Genomic DNA, 21028 nt, shown 5'->3' with positions numbered 1-21028 from the left:
CTGCTCCTACAATTGCGATTAGGTTAATTTAAAGGGTTGTTCGTCCGCCTCCTTGCTTACGGACGGACACATGGGTAGGTACAAGGAAAACGTACTTCCCTTACCCTCCTCACTTTCTAAACGGATAAACCCGCCCAACAAGCGGGAAAAATCACGGCTGATGGACAATCCCAACCCGGTTCCTCCATATTTACGATTAATGGAACCGTTCGCCTGCTGGAATGCCTCAAAAATAACGTGTTGCTGAAGCTTGGAAATACCGATGCCCGTATCTTTTACAGCAAATACAACCCAATCTCCCTCCTGTCCCTTTCGATCCAGATGCTGTGTACTCATTTCTAGCAATACACGTCCTTCATGAGTGAACTTAAAGGCGTTGGATAACAGATTACGCAAAATTTGCTGTACACGTTTAGAATCGGACCGAATTTCATTCGGTATAGGCTCATGCTCCTTTAAGCTGAATTCCAGGTTTTTATCCTTCGCAGTGACTTCAAAATGCATCATCATCACCTGCGCAATCTCACGCACATTGACTGGCTCACTTACGATTTCCATGTGCCCAGCCTCGACCTTGGACAAGTCCAAAATGTCGTTAATCATTTGGAGCAAATCATGCCCCGAGGCATAGATGAGATCGCTGTATTGGTATAACTCGTCCTCATCCAGTTCTTTTCCCTGCTCGTTGATAATCTGCGCCAGATTAATGATGCTGTTAAGAGGTGTACGTAACTCATGCGACATCGTTGCCATAAAATCCGATTTATATTGGGAAGCCATCATCAGTTGCTTGGCACGTTCCTCTAGAATGACCTTTGCCTTCTGCAACTCATCTCGCTGCTCTGATAACAACTCATTCGCCTGCTTAATCTGATGATTCCGCTGTTGTTCCATCTGAAAGTCCCTTAAAATCAGAGCAAATAAAAAACTGAGGACGATGCCGATTGGCAGTGTAAGAGGAACAACCTCCGCTACATAATAGCGCCAGGGAATGACGCCCAGACAGGCAATATTTAACGTATTTACGATATTAACCGCTAAAATGGTCACCGATGCCTTAATAATCAAACGCCAGGTGGAACGGCGCATCCAGTAGTTCAATCCGGCGCACAGGACGCCCAGAATGCTCATATTCAAAAAGCCGACCCACGCCGCCATATGCAGACCGAAGGTAAATCTCGTTAGTCCGATTGCGACCCCAATAATAATAAGCGTATAGGAGCGGGGATACACCAATGCCGCGATAATCAGCGGTACAAAACGCAAATCAAAAATAACCGTTTCACTAAAGTTAAAACCAAAACAAGAGCTGACCCATCCGCCAAATATCACTAGCAGCACCGAGCTGACATATTTGAACCGCGAAGAGGTACGACTCAAACCATATTTATAAATCACGTTCGCCACATAGGCAACGGCAATCAGCATCCCTAAATTCATTAAAAACATCATTGAAAATTGCATGGACTCACACTCCCATAGCGCAAAAAATTGGATGCCAGGCCTATGTTAACCGCGTTTGCCTTTCTTGTACATCATAACATGAAGCCCCATCTTTCGACATGTCAAAAGATCTTATATCCGTATATGAGGATTTTGCAAAAATCCCATAAGCGGCTTCCAATGAACAAGATATAGATCGAAATGGTTTAGTTCGTCTATATCTTGCACTTCGGAGCGACTGGAATCGAATTTTGCAAAATCCTGATATAAAAAAAGCGAACCTCAATGGCTCGCCCTGTTGTGCTGATATATACAGAGTCAGCTTGTGATGCCTTTGTTCCGGCGCCACTCCTTGACAAATAATTCGGCAAAATAAGGGTCCCATTGGGTTCCCTTTCCCTCTTCCAATATCATAACCGCCTTCTCTTCCTTCATACCTTGCCGATAGGGACGATCAGACGTCATCGCATCATAAGCATCCGCTACAGCAATGATTCGCCCAAATAAGGGGATATCTTCCCCAGCGAGCTGGTCAGGGTATCCCTTGCCATCATAACGTTCATGGTGCGATCGCACGCCGGGCAAATAAGGAGCCATAGCATAAGCTGGTTCAACTTGCCGGAGAATACTCTCTCCCATAACCGGGTGCATTTTAATCTGATCAAACTCCTCGTCCGTCAGCTTACCGTCCTTGAGCAGAACAGCGTCAGCCACGCCGATTTTACCGATATCATGCAGCAAAGCTGTTTTGCGCAGCAAGTCGAGGTCTGTCTCATTCAAACCTCCCTTGCGCCCAATGAGTACGGAGTATTCAGCCACACGCAAAGAATGTCCTGCGGTATAGGCATCTCGCGCATCCAGCGCTGCCGCCAAGGTGGCGAAGTAACTGTCCAATAGCTGACCGTTCTTTTCTTCCCGTTCCTTCAGGCCCTCGATCATCATGTTAAAGCCTTCAACCAACTCGGCAAATTCGTCGGAGTACAAGTCGCTGGCATTACTGTTCAGGCGGCCTTCCCTCACTGCATTCATTTTTTCCAGCAGGTGGTGGATCGGCTGTTCGATCTCACGGGTCAACAACCTTCCTCCCAGATAAGCAAAGGCTACACCAAAAATTAAAATCGTACCCGCCCATGCCCAATAGGAACTCGAATCCGTCGCCTCCAAACGTTCCAGGCGAATCTGTGTAGCTAGACAAAATAAAAACAGAGGAAAAGCACCAATGAGCGTCGCGCTTAACTGAAATTTATGCCGAAGCGATAGTAGGACTCGTCCTCGCAGGGACAGGTTTAATCCATATTGCTGATAGGTTCGATCACGGATTTCCTCCAGCAGCGGCTTGATTGCTCTCATTGTCAGGAAAAATTCAACCAGTGCGTGCATCGAAGCAACCAGACAAGCTCCTATACAGGCGATTCCTACATAATACAAGGGAAAGGTAAGTTGTCCAGTATGTATCATCCATAAGGCAATGACGGCTGCCGGGATAGAGAAACCCAACAAATGCGGTCCAACAATACGTAAAACTGACAAATTAGGCAGATGATGAACCCGGATATACACCGCTTCTACATCCTTGAGTGTTTCCTGATTGCCGTAAAAAAAACGATGAACCGGTCTCAAATGCATTCGAAACACTATGGTTTCACAAGCAATCATAATGACGCTGGAAAATGCAATAATTTTAACAAGACCCAGAATTTCATAGTGGGCTACATTTAACGTGGAAAATACAAAAATCATACCTACCAACAATACAGCGATAAACGAACCTATAATATAGTTCAGGATAACATGCTGAATAAAGCGCTTATAGGTCGGCAAATTGCTACCCCTCTTTTCATCCGTACACTCTAAAATATCTTGTGTATTCAATATCGGAGTCCAACCATCAAAAGTTTACCTTCTTGCTCGAGCATTTTACATAAATACGAGGATGGCTTTTAATCTGCAATTTATAGATGGGAAATCATCTTATTCTTAACTAAGAAACTCTCGAGGGAAGAGCATTTTAGCCAACATTTTTTCCAGTCTATAATCAAAAAGCCAAAAATGACTTGTGTTTTATAATCATTCTTGCTATACTATTGGAGTATGTATTAACCCCATAAGATTCCACGCAACAAGCTATTACTCCTAATCACCGTATGGAGCTTCTCCTAATTTTATGTATAACCCTAATGTAGAATTTTGAGCTTTTGCCGAAGATTTTCACATTCACACTGGCGCGGTCATCGGAGCCGCAAGGACGAAAGAGAGGTAGGGCTTTTGTCGTTTGGAAAATGAACAGTGGAATCACACTGCCCCTTATGAACATGCTGACCATATAATGCAAGGTAGCAGGGGTTGAATATATATTTTGCCATCAAACGATGAAGTTTGAGCAGGCCGTGCAGTATATGCAAACTGCACCATCCTCCGGATGATCCCCGGGGGATTTTTCATATACATAAGCGTATCTATGAACAAAAAAGTGGCCCTGCCGATACATCGGCAGGGCCTATAGCTTGATCAAAAAGGGGTTAATAGGGTCATTATAGTCTCGCTTTCTTAAAACTAAATGATATGCACCTTAAAAACTCATTAATTTTCCAGTTTTATATACCTTCTAATAATTCGTCCAGTATTCTGTACCATCGGGCGGCATCGTTTGCGTAGTGGAACGTCTTGTTTCCGCTTGGGTGCGCCTTTGGGTCGAGGGACGCTCCCACCCTTCCAGTAAAACAACATGCTGGGTACCCGAATTGTTTTCCCAAGTGATGTAGCGCTCCTGTTCCATATGTCGCAAGGCGACTGTAATTTCAGCATCTCGCTTGCCCGTTTTTACGGTCAATTCCGCCATTGTGGGCATGTGGCGATGCTGGGCGAAATAATTATACAAAATACGTAGCAGCTTTCGTTCCAAATCTGGCAACATCGTCTTCCCCCCTACAAAGAACATATGTTCCCATTATAACATATAAAAATGCACCCTCCTACTGGAAGATGCATTCGGGCTTGTATGCCCATGTTGAATTTAGTTTTTTTCCTTCTCCTGACGACCGACAGAGCGCAGCCACCAAGCGATTCCACCCACACTTCCAAGTGCCAGAACCGTTAAGAAAATAATATAGAACAAATGAAATGCACGATCACTCATGGCAATCGCCTCCTTACTTTATGTATACACTTTCCAGCTAAGCCTGTAAACCTCTTTTTAGTCCCACATTCTAAATTTCCCCAAAAACTCGACAATAGATACTTGCTTGAGATCCATCGGTGCATACTAACTAAAAGTGGTTAATACCAAATATGAGACAGACCAAGGAGGTTATCGAATATGAAATTCCTATTGATCGTAATCATCGTCGTGCTGATCGTTGTGTTGCTTATGAGAAGACGCAGATAAGCGGAGACATCCTGCATGGTTAAAAAGGAATACAAAAAGGGCTTTCGGCACATCACCGAAAGCCTTTATTCATCTGAGGTTAAGGCTAAATTACGCCTTGTTCTTCTTGTTATATTTAATAAAAGCAATTACAAGCGCTACAGCAAACAATATTCCGCTGACCACCCATGTTGTCAGAAATGCCATACCCAAACCGACATTAGACCCCATCGTCGGGTGATTCATGGCAGTAAACACTGATCCCTGCATCATAAATATGGTACAGAACAAAACAACGGGCGCTAAAATAATCGTGCTTGCTGTCTTCCGAGTACCAGATACTGCGATCACGCACAGAGCGGAAATCACCAAGATCACCCAATATATAACTGCTTCCCAAATCACTGAAGTGCCCACCTGCTCAACCTCTTTTCTATCCATTCGTATATGCCTCTTCTATTGTAACAGACGTCACACAGTGAACCAAGCCATAATTTGATCAGAAAAGGGGTAAACCCTGCGGATAACGTAAATAATGTACAGTAGCGATCCTACACCAAAGACATGAAAGGAAATGTTCACTCACGTTCAGCCATAACCGAATACGTCTTATAGCCACCATCAACGTTCCTCACCCGATAACCGTATTGAGTCAAAATTCGGGCAGCAATATAGCCTCGCAGACCGACTTGGCAGGATACCGCGATCTCTAGATCACTAGGGATTTCTGCCATCCGCTCTCTAATTTCGGCCAGAGGAATATGAATCGAACCTGGAATGGCCCCTGCCTGTAGCTCCACCGCATCCCTAACATCAATAATAAGACCACCATTGCGGTGAAAATCATCAACTTCATGCCACTGTATCGTTTGGACCAGCCCATCCATGATATTCGAAGCCACGTAACCCGCCATATTCACAGGGTCTTTTGCTGAAGAATAAGGAGGTGCATAAGCAAGTTCAATATCAGCCAGTTCACGGACGTTCAAATGGCCACGAATAGCCGTCGCAATGACATCAATCCTTTTGTCTGCTCCATCAGCTCCAACAGCCTGCGCCCCATAGATCATCCCGTTTTCGGGATTAAAGAGCAGCTTCATAGCAATGGGTGATGCGCCAGGGTAATAGCCGGCATGTGAACCAGGATGAATATGAACAGCCTGATAAGGAACGCCCAGCCGCTGTAATGTTTTTTCATTATTACCTGTAGAAGCTGAAGTCAATGCAAAGGTCTTAATTACGGATGTTCCAAGCGCCCCATCATAAGAAATTGCTTGACCGTTAATATGATCCGCTACCAAACGCCCCTGACGATTGGCTCCCCAGGCTAGCGATACCATCGTTGCAAACCCATGATTGCGGTCTTTGACCTGAATGGCATCCCCCACCGCATAAATGGCCGGATCGCTGGTTTGCAGTTGGGCGTTCACCTGAATAGCGCCGCGAAAACCAAGTTCCAATCCGCTTTGCTTGGCCAACTCATTTTCAGGAACAACACCGATCGCCAGAATAACCATGTCCGTCTGAAGCACACCCCCGGAGGTCAATCGAAGTTGTGTACCCTGCTCTTCAAAAGCTGTGACTCCTTCCTCTAAACGCACCTCCACCCCGTTCAGCCTCATATGCTGTTCTACCCATTTGGCCATTTCAGGGTCCAGCGGATTCAATAATTGTTGTCCCATATCAATAATGGTTACTGCAAGTCCACGCTCCCGCAAATTCTCGGCCATCTCCAGCCCAATAAATCCGGCCCCGATCACCGTGACATGCTTTGGATGCCTTTCATCTACATATGCCTTAATAACGTCCGTGTCATGAATGTTTCTTAATGTAAATAAATTCATAGCTTCATGTAATCCAGGAATGTCCGGTATCATCGGTTTGGCTCCCGGCGACAATACCACAATATCGTACGGTTGCTCATCTGTTTCCCCTGTAATCATATCGCGGAAATGGACGAGCTTCTGCTCACGGTCTATTTGTATCACTTCTTTCAGTACCCGTACATCTATATTAAAACGGTCTCTTATCCCTTGAGGTGTCTGGAGAAACAGCTTCTCCCGCGCATGGATTGCCCCGCCAATATAGTAGGGAAGGCCACAGTTTGCAAAAGAAACATGCTCTCCGCGTTCAAACAAAATAATCTCGTCTTCCTCATTCCATCTACGCAATCTCGCAGCAGCAGAAGCTCCACCTGCTACCCCGCCAATAATAACTATTTTCCTACCCATTTCTTCCCCTCCTCATATACCCTACGGGGTATAATATATACCTATGGGGGTATGTTGTCAATACGCAAAAAAAGACGGAGGTTGCCCCCCGCCTGATAAAATTGAACGAATACTGATCTGGGTCGAAAAATCACTTGCGAATGCTACACGAATGCTCTGTCACACCTAGTCTAAGAAGGGTCTACTGCTACTACTGCTGGCTGGCCGCGATCGCCTGCTCCAGATCGTACAATATATCGTCTATCGCTTCTGTCCCGACAGATAGGCGTAACAGCTCTGGTTTGACTCCTGCAGCAACCTGTTCTTCCACATTCAACTGCTGGTGCGTTGTGCTTGCCGGGTGAATAATCAAAGACTTGGAATCACCTACATTCGCCAAATGAGAAAATAGCTTTACATTCGCAATTAGCTTGCTTCCCGCCTGGCTTCCACCTTTAATACCAAAGGTCAGGATTGCTCCTTGTCCTTTCGGCAAATACTTTTGAGCTAATTCATAGGACGGATGGCTCGGCAACCCGGTGTAGCTGACCCACTCCACATCCTTGTGGCCTTCGAGATATTGCGCTACCTTCAAGGCATTTTGACTATGTCTTTCCAACCGCAGATGAAGTGTCTCCAAGCCCTGAAGCAGCAGCCATGAATTAAACGGAGAAATGGCAGCTCCCAAGTCCCGCAGCAATTGGACCCGTGCCTTGATAATATATGCGATAGGTCCCACCGCCTCGGTGTAAACAACTCCGTGGTAGCTCGGGTCCGGCTCAGTCAGTCCTGGGAAACGACCACTCGCTTTCCAGTCAAACTTGCCGCTGTCCACGATCACCCCACCAATAGACGTACCGTGTCCGCCAATAAACTTCGTTGCAGAATGCACGACAATGTCCGCTCCGTATTCAATAGGACGCAACAAGTAAGGACTTGGGAACGTGTTATCCACAATCAGCGGAATACCATATTCGTGCGCAATCGCCGCTACAGCTTCCACATCCAGCACATTGCCCTGTGGGTTGCCAATCGTTTCGGCAAATAATGCCTTCGTCTTATCCGTAATGGCATTACGGAAGTTCTCTGGATCATCCGAATCGACAAAATGTACTTTAATGCCCAATTTCGGCAGTGTTGTAGAAAATAGATTATATGTACCGCCATACAGACTGGAGGCCGACACAATTTCATCCCCAGCTCCCGCAATGTTCAGGATGGAGAAGGAAATCGCCGCCGCTCCCGAAGCCGTTGCCAACGCGCCAGCCCCGCCTTCCAACGCGGCGATCCGTTGCTCGAACACATCCGTGGTCGGATTCATCAGACGCGTATAAATGTTGCCGAATTCTTTCAGCGAGAACAAATCAGCCGCATGCTCCGCATCCCGAAATCCATATGAAGTGGTTTGATACAATGGAACGGCGCGGGCAAAGGTAGTAGGATCAATTTGTTGTCCGGCATGGACAGCGAGAGTTTCGAATGACAGCTTGCGTTCTTCTGACATGGTTATTTCCTCCCTTGTTATACGTGCTGTATGAATCGTCTCTTCCTGTATGCGTACTCATGGATGATTTTTCAATCATTCTCGCACAAAAAGAACGATTTGGGAAGATAATTCTCATTATTCAGGTAGGATATTATAATTTTATTGAAATATCAGGTTTCAGATCGGAAGGTTTTGCCCAAATGCTCACCCAGGCCAAAATAATGACGGAAATTATAGATGAGTGGGCTCCACTTTGTCGGATCAATATGGTTCTCACCGAGGATGATATCCTGATGAACATGCACCTGTATGGCTTGAGTTTCGACGATCGCAAAATAAGAAGAATGGTTAGGGATTCTCACATCCTTCACCTTAGCTTCAATTTGAATAGGGCACTCCCTGATTCGGGCGGGCTTGACCCTATTCGACTCAATCGAAGTTAGTCCGCTGATCTCATACTTATCTTTATGGTACATAAATCCATGTTCCTTCTTTTCCGCTGGAACAGGATTCTTGCCTGTATAAGGGGCTAAACGTTCTACATTTTCCCACATTGAAGGCCCCGGGACGTTGATTACACATTCGGAATGCCGCTCCATATTTTCTAATGCTTTGCCACCTGTTCCAATGCCTAGTACCACACAATCTCCTAATGCCCACGAGGAGGAAATGGGGCTAATATTGGTTGTTCCATCCTCATTCAGCGTATTGAGTAAAATCACAGGGGTTCCGTAATATAAAATGCTAGGATTAATCGTTTTAACGTCTGGGCTATGATTCATCTCATCCATGTGATTTATGTGATTTATGTGATTCATTATCTTTTCTCCTTCTATTCAGATCCGCCTCTCTATTGTAAAATATAAATATTTCAACCTTCATCGAAGTATGGATTACAAAGGGGGATAACCGTGCCATGAGCACCAAATCAAATGTAGCCATGATTGCTTCTCTTGTTAGCGAGCCTTCCCGTGCAGCTATACTCACCGCTTTATTAGACGGCAGGTTCCACACGGCAAGTGAATTGGCCCATATGGCAGGCATCAAACCGCAAACGGCCAGCTTCCATCTGGCTAAAATGACCGAGGCACAAGTCGTTACTGTGGAAAAACAGGGGCGGCACCGTTACTTTGGCATTCAAGACCCCGAAGTTGCCCAGGTGATGGAGTCACTTTTATCCATAGCTCCACCTGTTCCCATTCATTCATTCAAACATGCCTCCGAAAACGAGGCCCTACGGTTGGCAAGAACTTGCTACGATCATGTTGCGGGTCAATTAGGCGTGCAGCTCATGAGTTTTTTCATTCAAAAGGGGATTCTTTCCGAAGATCAGGACGGGCTTCATATCACGGAACAAGGAGAGACTTTCTTCACTGACTTTCAGATTGACCTTACACAAACAAGACACAAGCGCCGCTCCTTCTCACATAAATGCCTGGATTGGAGTGAACGACGCCATCACCTTGCAGGTGCTTTAGGAAATGCTGTTCTGGACAGATTATTCGAATTAAATTGGATCGAGCGTCTGCCTACAACCCGAGCGATACGTGTTACAGCCGATGGTAAAAGAGGTTTTAAAGAGATATTTTCGATAGAGGTCGACTAGATCATCATAGTTCTAATCATTTCTTAATCCGCGTCGGATTTTATGATTGGAGACAAGGCCAGTTGTTTTCTCGTCATCGGACGGACATAGGCATAATTGTTTTTTGGAGCCTTTCCTTTTGTCACACCTGCTTTATATCTTCCAGCTCCAGCCGGGACGGCGACCAAGGTTCCGTACGTTCTCATCGCACGTTCAATCGGGAAAGATACGGAACGCGTTCCGTCGGTAGATCCGGCAAAATGGACCGCGGCCGCATAGTTATTCAACCGATCGTTACTGTCATTCAGCCATACGGAACCCGAATCTCCAGGCCCAGTTCGTCCCTGGGTAAAACGAATGACGGTTTGATCACGGAAAATCTTAATTCCCGAATCGCCTCTCACCCTTTGTTCCACGCCAATCGCCTCCACGACCCCTCTGGCGAAGCCGTTGGTTTTTGCCATTCTTTTAAACGTCATTCCCAGACGGTAGCTTAATAAGTGCCCGGGTACGGTAATGAGGCCACCACTTTGGTTAATCAGATACCTTGGGTTAAGCAGACTGTTTGAATTGGCAATAGCGATGGCGGAGTCCTGAAAGTTAACCCCTGTCGTAGTAAGCGGGACAAATTGAAAAGCTCTCCCGATCTGATCCGCCGTTCTGCCCCCATCTGCCGGAGAAGGCTGAATGGTATTGTGAAATTGGTTTGTATTCGTCGGGACTAGAACATGGGCATTACTCAAAATAAACAGTGTATTATTCTTAATGACAATGAGCCCACCGGTCCCTCCCGCAGTGGTGGGAACCGTCGTTCCTACACTGACCGCACCGGGCACAGGGCGCCATCTTTGGCGAGGGTTCGTTTGGGTAGGAGCCGCCGCTTCCCTTTTGAAGGAACCCACACCTAAAATTCGGATAGGTACCGCAGAAGCTCGACTTATATCTTTTGTTACTGCTTGCAATTTGGTTTGCGTCACAGCCGAAAGATTTCTCAAGGTATATAACACAATCGCCGCGCCCTTTGCCGGTCTATTGGGATCAGCATAACCTACGCCAATCCCTGTTACTCCGTTCCGCTTTAGCATCGTTCGCCAAATCCGACTTTTCAATTTGAAGGCTTGATAAAAGGTAGCCAAAGCCACATACATCCCCTTTTCATAGTCAATGATGTATATACATATGACTAATCCGCACATCCTGACTGTGCGTTTCCCCAGAACAATGAAAAAGGTGTGGGCTAGATGAACTGTTCATTGATCAACCTTCCTTGAAGAACTCTACCATTTCTTTAAATGATTGCTGAGCTGAGTGTACGTTATATCGGGGAGAGTACGGGTCACTGAATCCGTGCTGTCCACTGAATTTATGTACCTGGATATTACGGTTGTCTAAAATTGAAATGAGCTCATCCACATTAAATGATGATTCTTCCTGTGGGAAAAAAAGCAATGTTGGACAATGTGGAGCTATTTCTAAATAATTTCGAATACGAGAGCCATAGTATCCTACGATTCCATCAACGTACCTTTCTTTACTACACAGCCAGGCAATCGTTGCCCCTATGCTAAATCCGACGATAAATACCTTTTTATAGCGAGCTCGAATACTTAATAATAAACTTTCGATATGATAGAAAGCGCGGTCAAATCCTATATTATCCATAAAATTGGTGTAGGCAGTTTCCTCTTGCGAATAGTCATAAGGTGTTTCCTTGCCTAGTAAATTTGGACAAATGACGTCATAACCCTGATCCGATAATAGGCTGCAAAAATTTTGTATATGCTGGTTAATCCCATAAATCTCATGCAGCACAACAATTAGGGTGTCCGACTTTTTATCTATGCTTATCATATTGTCCCCCTAACCAGGCTTGAATATGGGAAAATAATTCATTCGGATGCGCGTATTTATACTTAGCTGCTACTTCCGAGGATAACCGTTTGAACAACTCCAAGGATACGATCAGTGCTTCCCAACTATGATTGGGGTCGTATTCCCCAAAAGATTTTTTCAAATCAGCAAACACATCTTGATCAGCCCATTCATTTATGAATTTCCCTGCATGCCAAGTATCATATTCCGATCCATGTACAGCTTTTGCATGCCACTCTATCATTTGCAGCAATAATTGTTTACAGTCCGTATCTCTTTGCTTAGCTACCCACAGATCATTGCGCAAAATTTGTTTAGCTACATATAGAGAGGCGAAGCAATACATATTAACAACCTGTAGATAAGCATCTTCAGATATCGGAGGAGTAACCGGGATCGTAGTGGTTTGAGGGATGATTTGGTTTCCATTTCCCATCTTATCGAACAGCATCCTAACCCCCCGCTGAAACCCTTCAGGAATACGCCCATTTTTGATTATATGATCCAGATCGGATGTATGACGGAATAGAAAATCAACCTCAGCCCCTTGGTCAAAGAGAACTAGTTTTTCTGGATCTCCTTTTGCCGTTCGAAACATAAAGCTGGTCCAAACCTTGCCAATGTTTAGTAACCATTGATCATTTTGAAGATAGTAATCTGGATTCGTTGAAAAGACGACTACATCCAAGTCAGAAAACTCATCAAAAGGTTTGTCCTCTCTTGCCCGGGACCCAACGATATAAACCGCAATAATTTCTTCATTAGAGATTCCCCATTCGGATATACGCTCCTCAAGCACTTCGTAAGCATTATTCATACGATATATCCTCCTTTTTTAGAAAACATTATATCTAATCCAATAATTACGGTATATATTTTTTAGTTAACATTGATATACACCATTCATCAAATCAATTTCCCAATCTTCAGCCTGTGATATAATTCTTTCAATATTACAGTTTGGAAGGATGGTGCAGATGTCGGAGCAGCGAGTATACATCCGGTTCTCTGAGGAGACGGACGCCGCAGAATTGACAGCAATGTACAAGCGCAATCGGGAATTCTTTGAGGAGTTTTCGCCAAACACCCAAGAGAAGTACTATACGGAGGAGCACCAGCTCCAGACGATTATTAAGAGCAAGGCCGACATGATGGAGGACCGGAAATATTCCTTCGTGGTATGTCACAAGGAGAACGACCGGATTATAGGCAGCATAAATTTATCTTTTGTGGTGAGAGGACCGCTTCAAAGCTGTATGATCGGATACAGCCTAGACCAAGCATATAACGGCAAGGGCTATACGACGGAGGCGGTCAAGCAGGTGGTTCGCTATGCTTTCGATGAGCTAAAGTTTCACCGAATCTTCGGGGAAGCCTCTCCTCGGAATCCAGGATCCATCCGTGTGCTTGAGAAGGCTGGCTTTCACAAAGAAGGCATCTCTCGAAGTAACGTAAAGATCAACGGAAAGTGGGAGGATCACCAGGTACTGGCGATTATAAATCCGTCTGAGGATATCTAGTTTAAAAGGAGGGTATTATGAAGTATCAATCAATCAAACTACATGAAAAGTTATCTAAGTTTAGTGATCATTGGTCTCCGAAAGTTATTGGTGAAATGAATGACTATCAATTTAAATTGGTGAAAATAGTTGGGGATTTTGTATGGCACGATCATCAAGATACCGACGAGGTCTTTATTGTACTTGAGGGCGAGATGTTCATTGATTTTAGAGATGGACGGGTACAGGTTTCTCAGGGAGAAATGTTTATTGTACCTAAGGGGGTCGAACACAAGCCATTCGCACATCAGGAGTGCCATATCATGCTAGTAGAGCCGAGAGGTGTAGTAAATACTGGAGGAGCAGAGTCAGAATTAACGGCAGTCAATGATATTTGGATTTAAAATGCAATAATGACGAGCTTTAATACAGAATAAACATACGTATTTTGTGCTAATTCGAGAAAGGAAAGGTATGGTGGATGATAAGAAACGCAGAATTTAAGAATAGTTATGCAGGATGGCGAGAAGTAGAAATAAAGGATTCCTCCCTAGGCATTACATTTCCCATGATGGTAATGTATCCAGCGGACGAACCCGAACAAATAGAGCGATTGGGTCCATACCAGTTAGAGTTGGCGAGAGAGGCAGATCTATCAGAAGGAAGATTCCCTTTGGTTATCATCTCTCACGGTACTGGCAGTACGCCGCTTGTGTATCGGATTTTGGCGCAGCATTTAGCACGCAATGGTTTTATTGTCGGCATTCCAGAGCATCCATTTAACAATCGAAATGACAATAGTTTGGAAGGAACAGCACAGAATCTTACCTATAGACCTAGACACCTTAATATGGTCACCGACTGGTTTTTCGATAGTATGCTGTTCAAGGACAAATTAATACAGAATGCTGTGTCTCTCATCGGACATTCCATGGGCGGTTACACGGCATTAGCGGCGGCGGGTGGCGTGCCGACTTCTTTGCCTCACGAGACCTCGGACGGAAAGCCCCAGCTTATAGAGGTTACACCAAATTACCGAGTAAAATGTCTCGTTTTACTATCGCCAGCGTCGGTCTGGTTTCGAGCTGAAGGTAGCTTGCGTGCAGTTAATCTACCTATCTTAATGATGGATGCAGAGAAGGATCAGTACACTCCTTCTTTACACGCTCGTTTAATATTGGATGGCGTGCCAGATCCTAAGAAGGTACAATACAAAACAGTAAAAAACGCCGGGCATTTCTCCTTTCTGAGTCCTTTCCCGGAATCGATGAGGACTCCGGCCTTTCTCCCATCGCAAGACCCTCCCGGCTTTGATCGCGAACATTTCCATCGGATGCTTAATGCTGACATATTGGATTTTCTATGTACTCATACACGTTAGTTGGATGACAACAGCGGCTGTCTAAGACTTTATTTTTCAAGTCTTGGTCCACCGCTGTTTGATTTTTGTTCAGTCTAAAGCTTTATTTCCACTGGATATTTTACAGAAACTGTATTCTTTCTGCAGGGCTCTCTCAGTGCATAATTTCTTTCTTATTTACCTTAACACCTGATAAGGATTGATCAAACATATCGAGAATAAAAAGGAACCTCTCCGCTTCACGAAATACATGATCGGCTAATAAAGGATGGATAATGCTTTTTATTCGGCACTCGTCGATTAAATCACGCGCTGTTTTCTTAAAATCACGCAAAGACTTCACAGAGATACGGTTCTCATCAACAAATTGACTCAGGAGTGGAACGGTTTGTGACTGTGGCCGCATATGACTTAGGTCAATCGCTTGAAACATCAGCATATCAAAATCATTACTAAACTCCCTAGCTTGTTCAACCAGTTTACGTTCGGATGGATCAAGTAAATGGCCTATAAATTTTGCATGATCGGCCATAATTTTTAAGAAAAATACATTTTCATCAATAATTGCATCGGGTAATGGTTCGAGCTTTCCTGAATTGAGCTCCCCTAAACGATTTCTGAAATAATTGGCTTCCCGGCTTATGTGATCTACCAATAAAGGAAAATTGGTTTGTCCAGGAAGCTTGCATTGTAATATAAGGCCCAATACCATTCTCTTAAATGCCCAAATATTCGTCGCCGCATTCTGAACCTCCGTATTAAACTCTTTGATTGTATAAGGATCTGTCTCGATATTAAATTCATGCGACCTTTTCTCGATATCCTCAAAAATAGTGTAAAACTGATTGGCTTCTGTTTTAAGTTGAGTATCTTCCGCTCGAAAACCTAACCCCAGAAAAAAGGAATGCTCCTTCATGATCCTGGACCAAAATCGTATTTCATCTAATGAGCGTGAAACGAATGCATCCAATCATATCCCTCCTCTATGTGAGCAAAAAAGCACTTACTTAGTCATATGGAATATGCCTTGTCATTATGAATATCGAATCCTACGCCTCATACTAATCTAATTCCGAAGTTGAGCTATTGAGACTCGTAACTCTGTTACCTTATTTATGTACGTGAAATATTTCTCTGTACTAGCTATTGACCGTCGGAGTTATTAATCATTCCGGGCGCTCTCCTGATACTAGGTGTATTCGAAATTCAAGCTGGTCTCGCATAAAAATTTTATCCGCTATCTTAACTGATTCTGGCTTAACCTCCTCTACTACTCCCCCATAATCCTCAAATGCCAAGCTTAATCGGATGTTTCTTCGAAACCTCCAATCTAATGACTAGTGCCTTTATACTTTCGACGACCTACGTTCCCTTAAGAAAATTAAATTCCATAATAATACTCATATTTGAATATATATCATTTAATATTTGGACAATTCTCCCAATCTAGTTCTATAATTCACTTGTTATTACATATATTTAGGAGGAAGTCATGAACAATATTATATTCAAAAAACTAGGAACAATAGTGTTAGCCCTTCTCATTGGAGCTTCGGTGTTCTCGTTGTTCCCTACCGTTACAAAAGCTGAGACTACAAATGTGACCTGGTCAGATGGATCTTTAACAAAAACAATTCCTGAATGGAATCAAACCGATATTACTAATGTAGGTAAAAGCTCAGGGAAATGGTATTGGGAAGTAACCCTTAATAAAGGAAGCGGCGATATTGGAGTCGCAAATTCAGACAAGAAAAAACAAATCAGGTACACTGGTTCTCATGGAGACAGTCATGGTCCTACGAGCCAATCTTTTGGCACAGGAAATTATAATTACGGGGCCGTTTATACAGTAAATGATGTCATTTCGGTCGCTTTAGATCTAAGTAATAACACAATAACCTTTTACAAAAATGGAGTTTCACAAGGTATTTCTAAGTACACTCCTTCTTTATTAGGCGATACTGTATATCCCTACATAAGAAACGATCAATTAAATGGTTCTGTTGTATATACTGCTAATTTTGGAGCAAGTGATTTTAAATATCCTATTCCTGAAGGATTTTTGCCTTATCAAGAATCGGGTACATCTACAACACCAGACCCGTCTACTACACCGGATCCGTCGGATACAGATGGGTCCCAACCAGCTGGTGACCGTGCTATTCTGACTGTAACGATGGACAATGGATTTGATAAAGGATTCGATCTGAGTAAAAAAGAGCTGAATGCCTTCATCGCTTGGTATGACGCTAAAGATGCTGGTAGAGGTGCTTCTTTCTTTGCCATTGACAAGCACAATAACAACAAAGGTCCATTCAGCAATCGCAAAGACTACGTAATCTTCAACAAAATTCTTACATTTGAAGTAAGCGAATATTCAACGAAATAAACATGATGAAGGACTTCATATCGGCTAATATGCCAATGAAGTCCTTTTTTACCGTTACCCTAATCTCGAAATCACGCCTACATTGCAATACTGGATGATACATTTTTTCTAGACTAAAGGTTTGCAAATCGTTTTATTTCAACAAAAAAGCACGGTTTCCAAAAAGTCTGGAAGCTGTGCTTTGCTTATGTATTCAACACTAATATTCGATAATAAAGGTAACAAGATAAAATGAGCAACTACCTCAACCGATGAGGACACTCACAGGAGAATTCGTCATGTTAAAAAAAGTTTTATTCATTGCTCTACTTTCTGTAGCTCTAACAGCTTGTGGAAGCAATTTTAAAGAAACAACGACAAGGTCTGAGTCTTCAAGTACATCCTTTGCTACTGAACAAACAGTAAGCAATGAAAATACTGCTCAGCAAGCATCTACAAATGAGGTCACAGATAAACAATATTTATTTGCTGAATTCTTGAAAGATGGAACACCCGTGTTAACAGAAGATCAAGCTTCTATGGAACAAACCTCTTATGACTTCATTGCTAAAAACAGTGACTTATTTCCTTCCACAGATAAAAGCAAAGTCATTAATCTAGTAGACAAATCCGTAACAACAAAACACTTAAATAAAAATTTGAACTTATACTTAAACAAATTTGTAAAAATAAGCGGGGATGTAATAGATATAGAAGAAGATAACATTCCTATAGGGACAACGGCTATCGTTTATATTAGTGATGAAAATGATAATACAGTAATGGCAGTTTATCCGGGAGCAAGTGGAGAAATTTTTGAAGGAGACGTTGCTACAGTTATTGGAGTTCCTATCGCTAATTTTTCATATGAAAATGTTTCAGGTGGCTATACGAATACTACACTGTTAGCAGCTTCCTTTCTCGCGAAAGAAAATCAATAAATGTTAATCATGTAAGCCCTTCGGGGCTTTTTCTTTTAAGCAAAAACAGAATTAAACTGTTACGTTTCATTGTTAAAAAGTTATTATTTTACTTATTATTTAATATATACATTAAAATGTTTAGACGATACATATTGAAACTGCTAAACTCGCATAAATAATACATAAATAAGGAGAGATTATTTTGAAACGAGTTATTTCGTCATTATTGCTACTGGGATTTATTACTCTAATATGTTTTAGTTCCTCGACATACGCTGCTACAAAAAACGTAGTGTGGGAAAAGAGCCAGTCTGTTTCGGCCACCGTAGATTCAAGTGGAACTAAAGCAAGTGTGGGAAAAACCAAAGGAAAATGGTATTGGGAAGTCACAGTAACAGCTCAAGCAAGTACCACAACTGGCATTGGTATCGTCGGTGAAGGTAAGCAATACAATGGACCAGGTGCAGGAGCTCTTCAGAACTGGATGTATTATGCTGCAAACGGAAACACTTTTCCGGGGATCGTTTCTTCTGGAAAGACCTACACATTAAAGGACGTTATTGGTGTGGCTTTGAATATGGATGATGACAAGATAAGCTGGTATAAGAATGGTGTATTCGTTTATACAAGTACCTTTAAACCAAGCGATCTTCCAGGAGAGATTGTGACTCCTTCGATCACAGGTGGTTCAGCTGGCAGCTTTTCGTTTGACACAAATTTTGGTGCGACTCCATTCACGCACAGTATTCCCGAAGGGTTCCTCCCCTACCAACAACCTGAAAATTCATTAACTCTTAATGCAACAGGGAATGAAGAAAATATCCAATTGCAGTGGAATGAAATAACAGGAGTCACTACTTATAAAATTGAAAGAGCACTAGCCCCTGGGGGTCCGTATGAAGAAATTGCCTCAGATATTTCTGGTACTTCTTATACTGATAATAAAGTTGAAGAAAACACTACCTATTATTACGTAGTTTCTGCGAATATCTCCATGGATCAAGTTGTATCCAATGAAGCAAATGCTATTGTAAAGAAATCCACGCCCGATCCGTCTGATCCAACCGAACCAGAACAACCTAGTGGTGACCGTGCCATCTTGATTGTAACGATGGACAATGGATTGGATAAGGAATTCGATCTGAGTAAAAAAGAACTGAATGCCTTTGTCGCTTGGTATGATGCTAAAGATGCCGGTAGAGGTGCTTCTTTCTTTGCCATTGATAAGCATAATAATAACAAAGGTCCATTCAGTAACCGTAAGGACTACGTAATATTCAATAAAATCCTTACATTTGAAGTAAGCGAGTATTCAACGAAATAAACAACAAGAGAGGTAGACTGTCCACTGTGCAGGACTCAAGATGCCTCGCGGCTTAAGTGGATCAGAAACCCACGCAAGGTTGCTTACAATAAGGTGTACAATCGCAGCATGTTTGATATATTTAAAGTGATTAGGAAATTGTTCAAAAGAAAAAAGCTCTGCCGACCCATAAGGTTAGCAGAGCTTTTTATCTAATCTAATTTCGGGTAGATTATGAAAGAAAGAAGTCGTTGAATTTGATTGATGGGTCATTATCATACAATTCTTTTCACAAAATTAAACCCAACATGATTTAAGGATGATAACCAAGAGGATATAGAGCACCAAAATGGCCGCTGTAGAAGTCCACACACCGCAAACAGCTGCACCTGCACATCCGCTCATAGCTTTAGCCCTCCTTTATTTTGTCGTCATTTTAATATATGTGTAAATATGTTTTATGACCGGGCATTCAGGTAAACATAAAACACCCCATTTACGTATGCCCGCGGAATATTAGGATACTTTCCAATCGCTTGCTGATATCTTTGTTAATATGGGAGATGGGATATACACCGTGAAAAAGCCATGCTTAATAGTTCCTGATTGTAAATCTGATACTTACAGTTTTGATCCAACACCCAATTCGCAAATCCTACAGCTTTAGTGTAGCAATGATAATCATAGGGATTAATTTTAAACTCAAGAATATCCAGCATAATCTGATTCTCTTCATCTGATAATTCCAAACCCAACTGGCTAAACTGTCTTTGTCGAATTCTCCGAGCAGTGGCGTCTTGTATTGCTTTGTGTTGATTGGACACTTGTCCTTTGTGTTGACGATAATACAATAAGTTTATGGGGAGGTTCGCTATTTGTACCTGTGAAGCTAATCGGTTCCACATTTCGTAGTCTTCGGCATGAGGATAATTACTATCATATTGAACGTTTAGCCGATGTATCATGCTATTGCGTATTATTGTGACAGGATGGCAGATACAGCAATGAAATAACAACCATGTTTTAATTTCTTCATGACTGGCCGGATTCACCTTAAGTACTCCTCCACTAGAAGTAGTAAAAGCAGCACCGCATACATCAATTAAGGGATTTTGATCCATAAATGATATTTGCACATCCAATCGATCTGGCGTAGAAATATCATCGCTATCCATACGAACGATATATTCACCAGTTGCCCTATTGAATCCCTCGTTTAAAGTAGCGACCAAACCTTGATTGGTACTATGAAAGATTTTAACCACTCTAGGATCTGTTATCTGTGAAATAAGAAAAGCAGATCCATCTGTTGAGCCATCATCAATAATAATTAATTCAAAATCGGAATAGGTTTGAACTAAAATACTGTGGATTGCTTCCCAAACAAAAGCCACAGTATTATAAACTGGCAGTATAACTGAAGCTCGTGGCACAAGAAGTTCCCTCCATTCTACATTTTAAATTAAGAAAATATTATTTTACATAAAAGCAACTTCCCTATTTTTCTCGAAAACTAGTTCTTCATATATTCATGTTCTAAGTATATGTATTGGAATACGTTTCGAGGCGGCTTCTTGGTAAAAAAGGTCCTAATAAAAAGAACTTGTAGAACTGA

At 42.7% G+C, this 21028-nt stretch carries 21 protein-coding genes; 7 read left to right on the top strand and 14 right to left on the bottom strand.

What is annotated here, in order from left to right:
• Nucleotides 1–18 precede the first annotated feature (18 nt).
• The 8 genes from NLX82_RS18650 to NLX82_RS18620 form a co-directional block, all read right to left on the bottom strand.
• A complete protein-coding gene (locus NLX82_RS18650) occupies nucleotides 19–1464 on the bottom strand; it encodes an ATP-binding protein (RefSeq protein WP_028541154.1) in 1446 nt (481 codons plus the stop codon).
• A 297-nt stretch (nucleotides 1465–1761) separates the two neighbouring features.
• Nucleotides 1762–3264, bottom strand: a complete 1503-nt coding sequence (locus NLX82_RS18645; RefSeq protein WP_023986780.1) for an HD-GYP domain-containing protein — start codon at nucleotides 3262–3264, stop codon at nucleotides 1762–1764.
• A gap of 784 nt (nucleotides 3265–4048) precedes the next feature.
• Complete coding sequence (locus NLX82_RS18640; protein ID WP_023986779.1) at nucleotides 4049–4357, bottom strand: hypothetical protein; 309 nt, start codon at nucleotides 4355–4357, stop codon at nucleotides 4049–4051.
• A gap of 99 nt (nucleotides 4358–4456) precedes the next feature.
• Nucleotides 4457–4579 carry a hypothetical protein gene (locus NLX82_RS27605; RefSeq protein WP_023986778.1) on the bottom strand — a complete coding sequence of 41 codons (123 nt, stop codon included), beginning with the start codon at nucleotides 4577–4579 and terminating at the stop codon, nucleotides 4457–4459.
• 339 nt (nucleotides 4580–4918) lie between these two features.
• Nucleotides 4919–5248 (bottom strand): hypothetical protein, encoded by a 330-nt coding sequence (locus NLX82_RS18635; protein ID WP_023986776.1) that lies wholly within the window; start codon nucleotides 5246–5248, stop codon nucleotides 4919–4921.
• A 137-nt stretch (nucleotides 5249–5385) separates the two neighbouring features.
• Complete coding sequence (locus tag NLX82_RS18630; protein WP_034094966.1) at nucleotides 5386–7038, bottom strand: CoA-disulfide reductase; 1653 nt, start codon at nucleotides 7036–7038, stop codon at nucleotides 5386–5388.
• A gap of 190 nt (nucleotides 7039–7228) precedes the next feature.
• On the bottom strand, nucleotides 7229–8521 hold the full coding sequence (locus tag NLX82_RS18625; protein ID WP_013308539.1) for a homocysteine synthase: 1293 nt from the start codon (nucleotides 8519–8521) through the stop codon (nucleotides 7229–7231).
• A 152-nt stretch (nucleotides 8522–8673) separates the two neighbouring features.
• Entirely contained in the window at nucleotides 8674–9294 is a 621-nt protein-coding gene (locus tag NLX82_RS18620) for a flavin reductase family protein (protein ID WP_254348780.1), read from the bottom strand.
• Nucleotides 9295–9419: 125 nt separating this feature from the next.
• Between NLX82_RS18620 and NLX82_RS18615 the strand changes: the two genes are divergently transcribed.
• Entirely contained in the window at nucleotides 9420–10109 is a 690-nt protein-coding gene (locus NLX82_RS18615) for an ArsR/SmtB family transcription factor (RefSeq protein ID WP_023986772.1), read from the top strand.
• Between the two features lie 23 nt (nucleotides 10110–10132).
• Here the strand turns inward: NLX82_RS18615 and NLX82_RS18610 are convergent, their stop codons facing one another.
• The 3 genes from NLX82_RS18610 to NLX82_RS18600 form a co-directional block, all read right to left on the bottom strand.
• Nucleotides 10133–11236: a hypothetical protein gene (locus NLX82_RS18610; RefSeq protein ID WP_254348779.1), complete on the bottom strand. Its 1104-nt coding sequence runs from the start codon at nucleotides 11234–11236 to the stop codon at nucleotides 10133–10135.
• A 109-nt stretch (nucleotides 11237–11345) separates the two neighbouring features.
• Entirely contained in the window at nucleotides 11346–11939 is a 594-nt protein-coding gene (locus tag NLX82_RS18605) for a dienelactone hydrolase family protein (RefSeq protein WP_254348744.1), read from the bottom strand.
• Nucleotides 11923–12777, bottom strand: a complete 855-nt coding sequence (locus NLX82_RS18600) for an aminoglycoside 6-adenylyltransferase (RefSeq protein WP_254348743.1) — start codon at nucleotides 12775–12777, stop codon at nucleotides 11923–11925. Before NLX82_RS18600 ends, NLX82_RS18605 begins: the two co-directional genes overlap by 17 nt.
• 160 nt (nucleotides 12778–12937) lie before the next feature.
• Here NLX82_RS18600 and NLX82_RS18595 point away from each other — a divergent pair, with 160 nt between their 5' ends.
• The 3 genes from NLX82_RS18595 (at nucleotide 12938) to NLX82_RS18585 (ending at nucleotide 14840) form a co-directional block, all read left to right on the top strand.
• Nucleotides 12938–13480 carry a GNAT family N-acetyltransferase gene (locus tag NLX82_RS18595; protein WP_023986768.1) on the top strand — a complete coding sequence of 181 codons (543 nt, stop codon included), beginning with the start codon at nucleotides 12938–12940 and terminating at the stop codon, nucleotides 13478–13480.
• A gap of 17 nt (nucleotides 13481–13497) precedes the next feature.
• Entirely contained in the window at nucleotides 13498–13863 is a 366-nt protein-coding gene (locus NLX82_RS18590; RefSeq protein WP_028541171.1) for a cupin domain-containing protein, read from the top strand.
• A gap of 77 nt (nucleotides 13864–13940) precedes the next feature.
• Nucleotides 13941–14840 carry an alpha/beta hydrolase family protein gene (locus tag NLX82_RS18585; RefSeq protein WP_254348742.1) on the top strand — a complete coding sequence of 300 codons (900 nt, stop codon included), beginning with the start codon at nucleotides 13941–13943 and terminating at the stop codon, nucleotides 14838–14840.
• Nucleotides 14841–14973: 133 nt separating this feature from the next.
• On the opposite strand, the gene NLX82_RS18580 is transcribed toward NLX82_RS18585, so the two are convergent.
• Nucleotides 14974–15789 carry a DUF2935 domain-containing protein gene (locus NLX82_RS18580; protein WP_023986765.1) on the bottom strand — a complete coding sequence of 272 codons (816 nt, stop codon included), beginning with the start codon at nucleotides 15787–15789 and terminating at the stop codon, nucleotides 14974–14976.
• Between the two features lie 522 nt (nucleotides 15790–16311).
• On the opposite strand from NLX82_RS18580, the gene NLX82_RS18575 reads away from it, so the two are divergent.
• From NLX82_RS18575 to NLX82_RS18565, 3 genes are all read left to right on the top strand, one after another.
• Nucleotides 16312–17208, top strand: a complete 897-nt coding sequence (locus tag NLX82_RS18575; RefSeq protein ID WP_254348741.1) for an SPRY domain-containing protein — start codon at nucleotides 16312–16314, stop codon at nucleotides 17206–17208.
• Between the two features lie 278 nt (nucleotides 17209–17486).
• On the top strand, nucleotides 17487–18128 hold the full coding sequence (locus NLX82_RS18570; RefSeq protein ID WP_076295425.1) for a hypothetical protein: 642 nt from the start codon (nucleotides 17487–17489) through the stop codon (nucleotides 18126–18128).
• 184 nt (nucleotides 18129–18312) lie between these two features.
• A complete protein-coding gene (locus tag NLX82_RS18565; protein WP_053324515.1) occupies nucleotides 18313–19434 on the top strand; it encodes an SPRY domain-containing protein in 1122 nt (373 codons plus the stop codon).
• 276 nt (nucleotides 19435–19710) lie between these two features.
• Here the strand turns inward: NLX82_RS18565 and NLX82_RS18560 are convergent, their stop codons facing one another.
• Nucleotides 19711–19818 carry a hypothetical protein gene (locus tag NLX82_RS18560; RefSeq protein ID WP_023986758.1) on the bottom strand — a complete coding sequence of 36 codons (108 nt, stop codon included), beginning with the start codon at nucleotides 19816–19818 and terminating at the stop codon, nucleotides 19711–19713.
• Nucleotides 19819–19964: 146 nt separating this feature from the next.
• Nucleotides 19965–20846, bottom strand: coding sequence for a glycosyltransferase family 2 protein (locus NLX82_RS18555; RefSeq protein WP_254348740.1), 882 nt, complete (start codon nucleotides 20844–20846; stop codon nucleotides 19965–19967).
• Nucleotides 20847–21028: the final 182 nt, after the last annotated feature.

Origin of the sequence: Paenibacillus sp. A3M_27_13, assembly GCF_024213315.1 — a bacterium.
GTDB lineage: Bacteria > Bacillota > Bacilli > Paenibacillales > Paenibacillaceae > Paenibacillus > Paenibacillus polymyxa_B.
This window is presented reverse-complemented; position numbering and strand designations above follow the sequence as displayed.

Coding starts and splice junctions, on each gene's coding strand:
- NLX82_RS27605 (WP_023986778.1), bottom strand. CDS start 4,579: ATGAGTGATCGTGCATTTCATTTGTTCTATATTATTTTCTTAACGGTT.
- NLX82_RS18625 (WP_013308539.1), bottom strand. CDS start 8,521: ATGTCAGAAGAACGCAAGCTGTCATTCGAAACTCTCGCTGTCCATGCC.
- NLX82_RS18595 (WP_023986768.1), top strand. CDS start 12,938: ATGTCGGAGCAGCGAGTATACATCCGGTTCTCTGAGGAGACGGACGCC.
- NLX82_RS18600 (WP_254348743.1), bottom strand. CDS start 12,777: ATGAATAATGCTTACGAAGTGCTTGAGGAGCGTATATCCGAATGGGGA.
- NLX82_RS18575 (WP_254348741.1), top strand. CDS start 16,312: ATGAACAATATTATATTCAAAAAACTAGGAACAATAGTGTTAGCCCTT.
- NLX82_RS18640 (WP_023986779.1), bottom strand. CDS start 4,357: ATGTTGCCAGATTTGGAACGAAAGCTGCTACGTATTTTGTATAATTAT.
- NLX82_RS18630 (WP_034094966.1), bottom strand. CDS start 7,038: ATGGGTAGGAAAATAGTTATTATTGGCGGGGTAGCAGGTGGAGCTTCT.
- NLX82_RS18585 (WP_254348742.1), top strand. CDS start 13,941: ATGATAAGAAACGCAGAATTTAAGAATAGTTATGCAGGATGGCGAGAA.
- NLX82_RS18650 (WP_028541154.1), bottom strand. CDS start 1,464: ATGCAATTTTCAATGATGTTTTTAATGAATTTAGGGATGCTGATTGCC.
- NLX82_RS18570 (WP_076295425.1), top strand. CDS start 17,487: ATGTTAAAAAAAGTTTTATTCATTGCTCTACTTTCTGTAGCTCTAACA.
- NLX82_RS18590 (WP_028541171.1), top strand. CDS start 13,498: ATGAAGTATCAATCAATCAAACTACATGAAAAGTTATCTAAGTTTAGT.
- NLX82_RS18560 (WP_023986758.1), bottom strand. CDS start 19,818: ATGAGCGGATGTGCAGGTGCAGCTGTTTGCGGTGTGTGGACTTCTACA.
- NLX82_RS18615 (WP_023986772.1), top strand. CDS start 9,420: ATGAGCACCAAATCAAATGTAGCCATGATTGCTTCTCTTGTTAGCGAG.
- NLX82_RS18605 (WP_254348744.1), bottom strand. CDS start 11,939: ATGATAAGCATAGATAAAAAGTCGGACACCCTAATTGTTGTGCTGCAT.
- NLX82_RS18635 (WP_023986776.1), bottom strand. CDS start 5,248: ATGGATAGAAAAGAGGTTGAGCAGGTGGGCACTTCAGTGATTTGGGAA.
- NLX82_RS18610 (WP_254348779.1), bottom strand. CDS start 11,236: ATGTATGTGGCTTTGGCTACCTTTTATCAAGCCTTCAAATTGAAAAGT.
- NLX82_RS18620 (WP_254348780.1), bottom strand. CDS start 9,294: ATGGATGAGATGAATCATAGCCCAGACGTTAAAACGATTAATCCTAGC.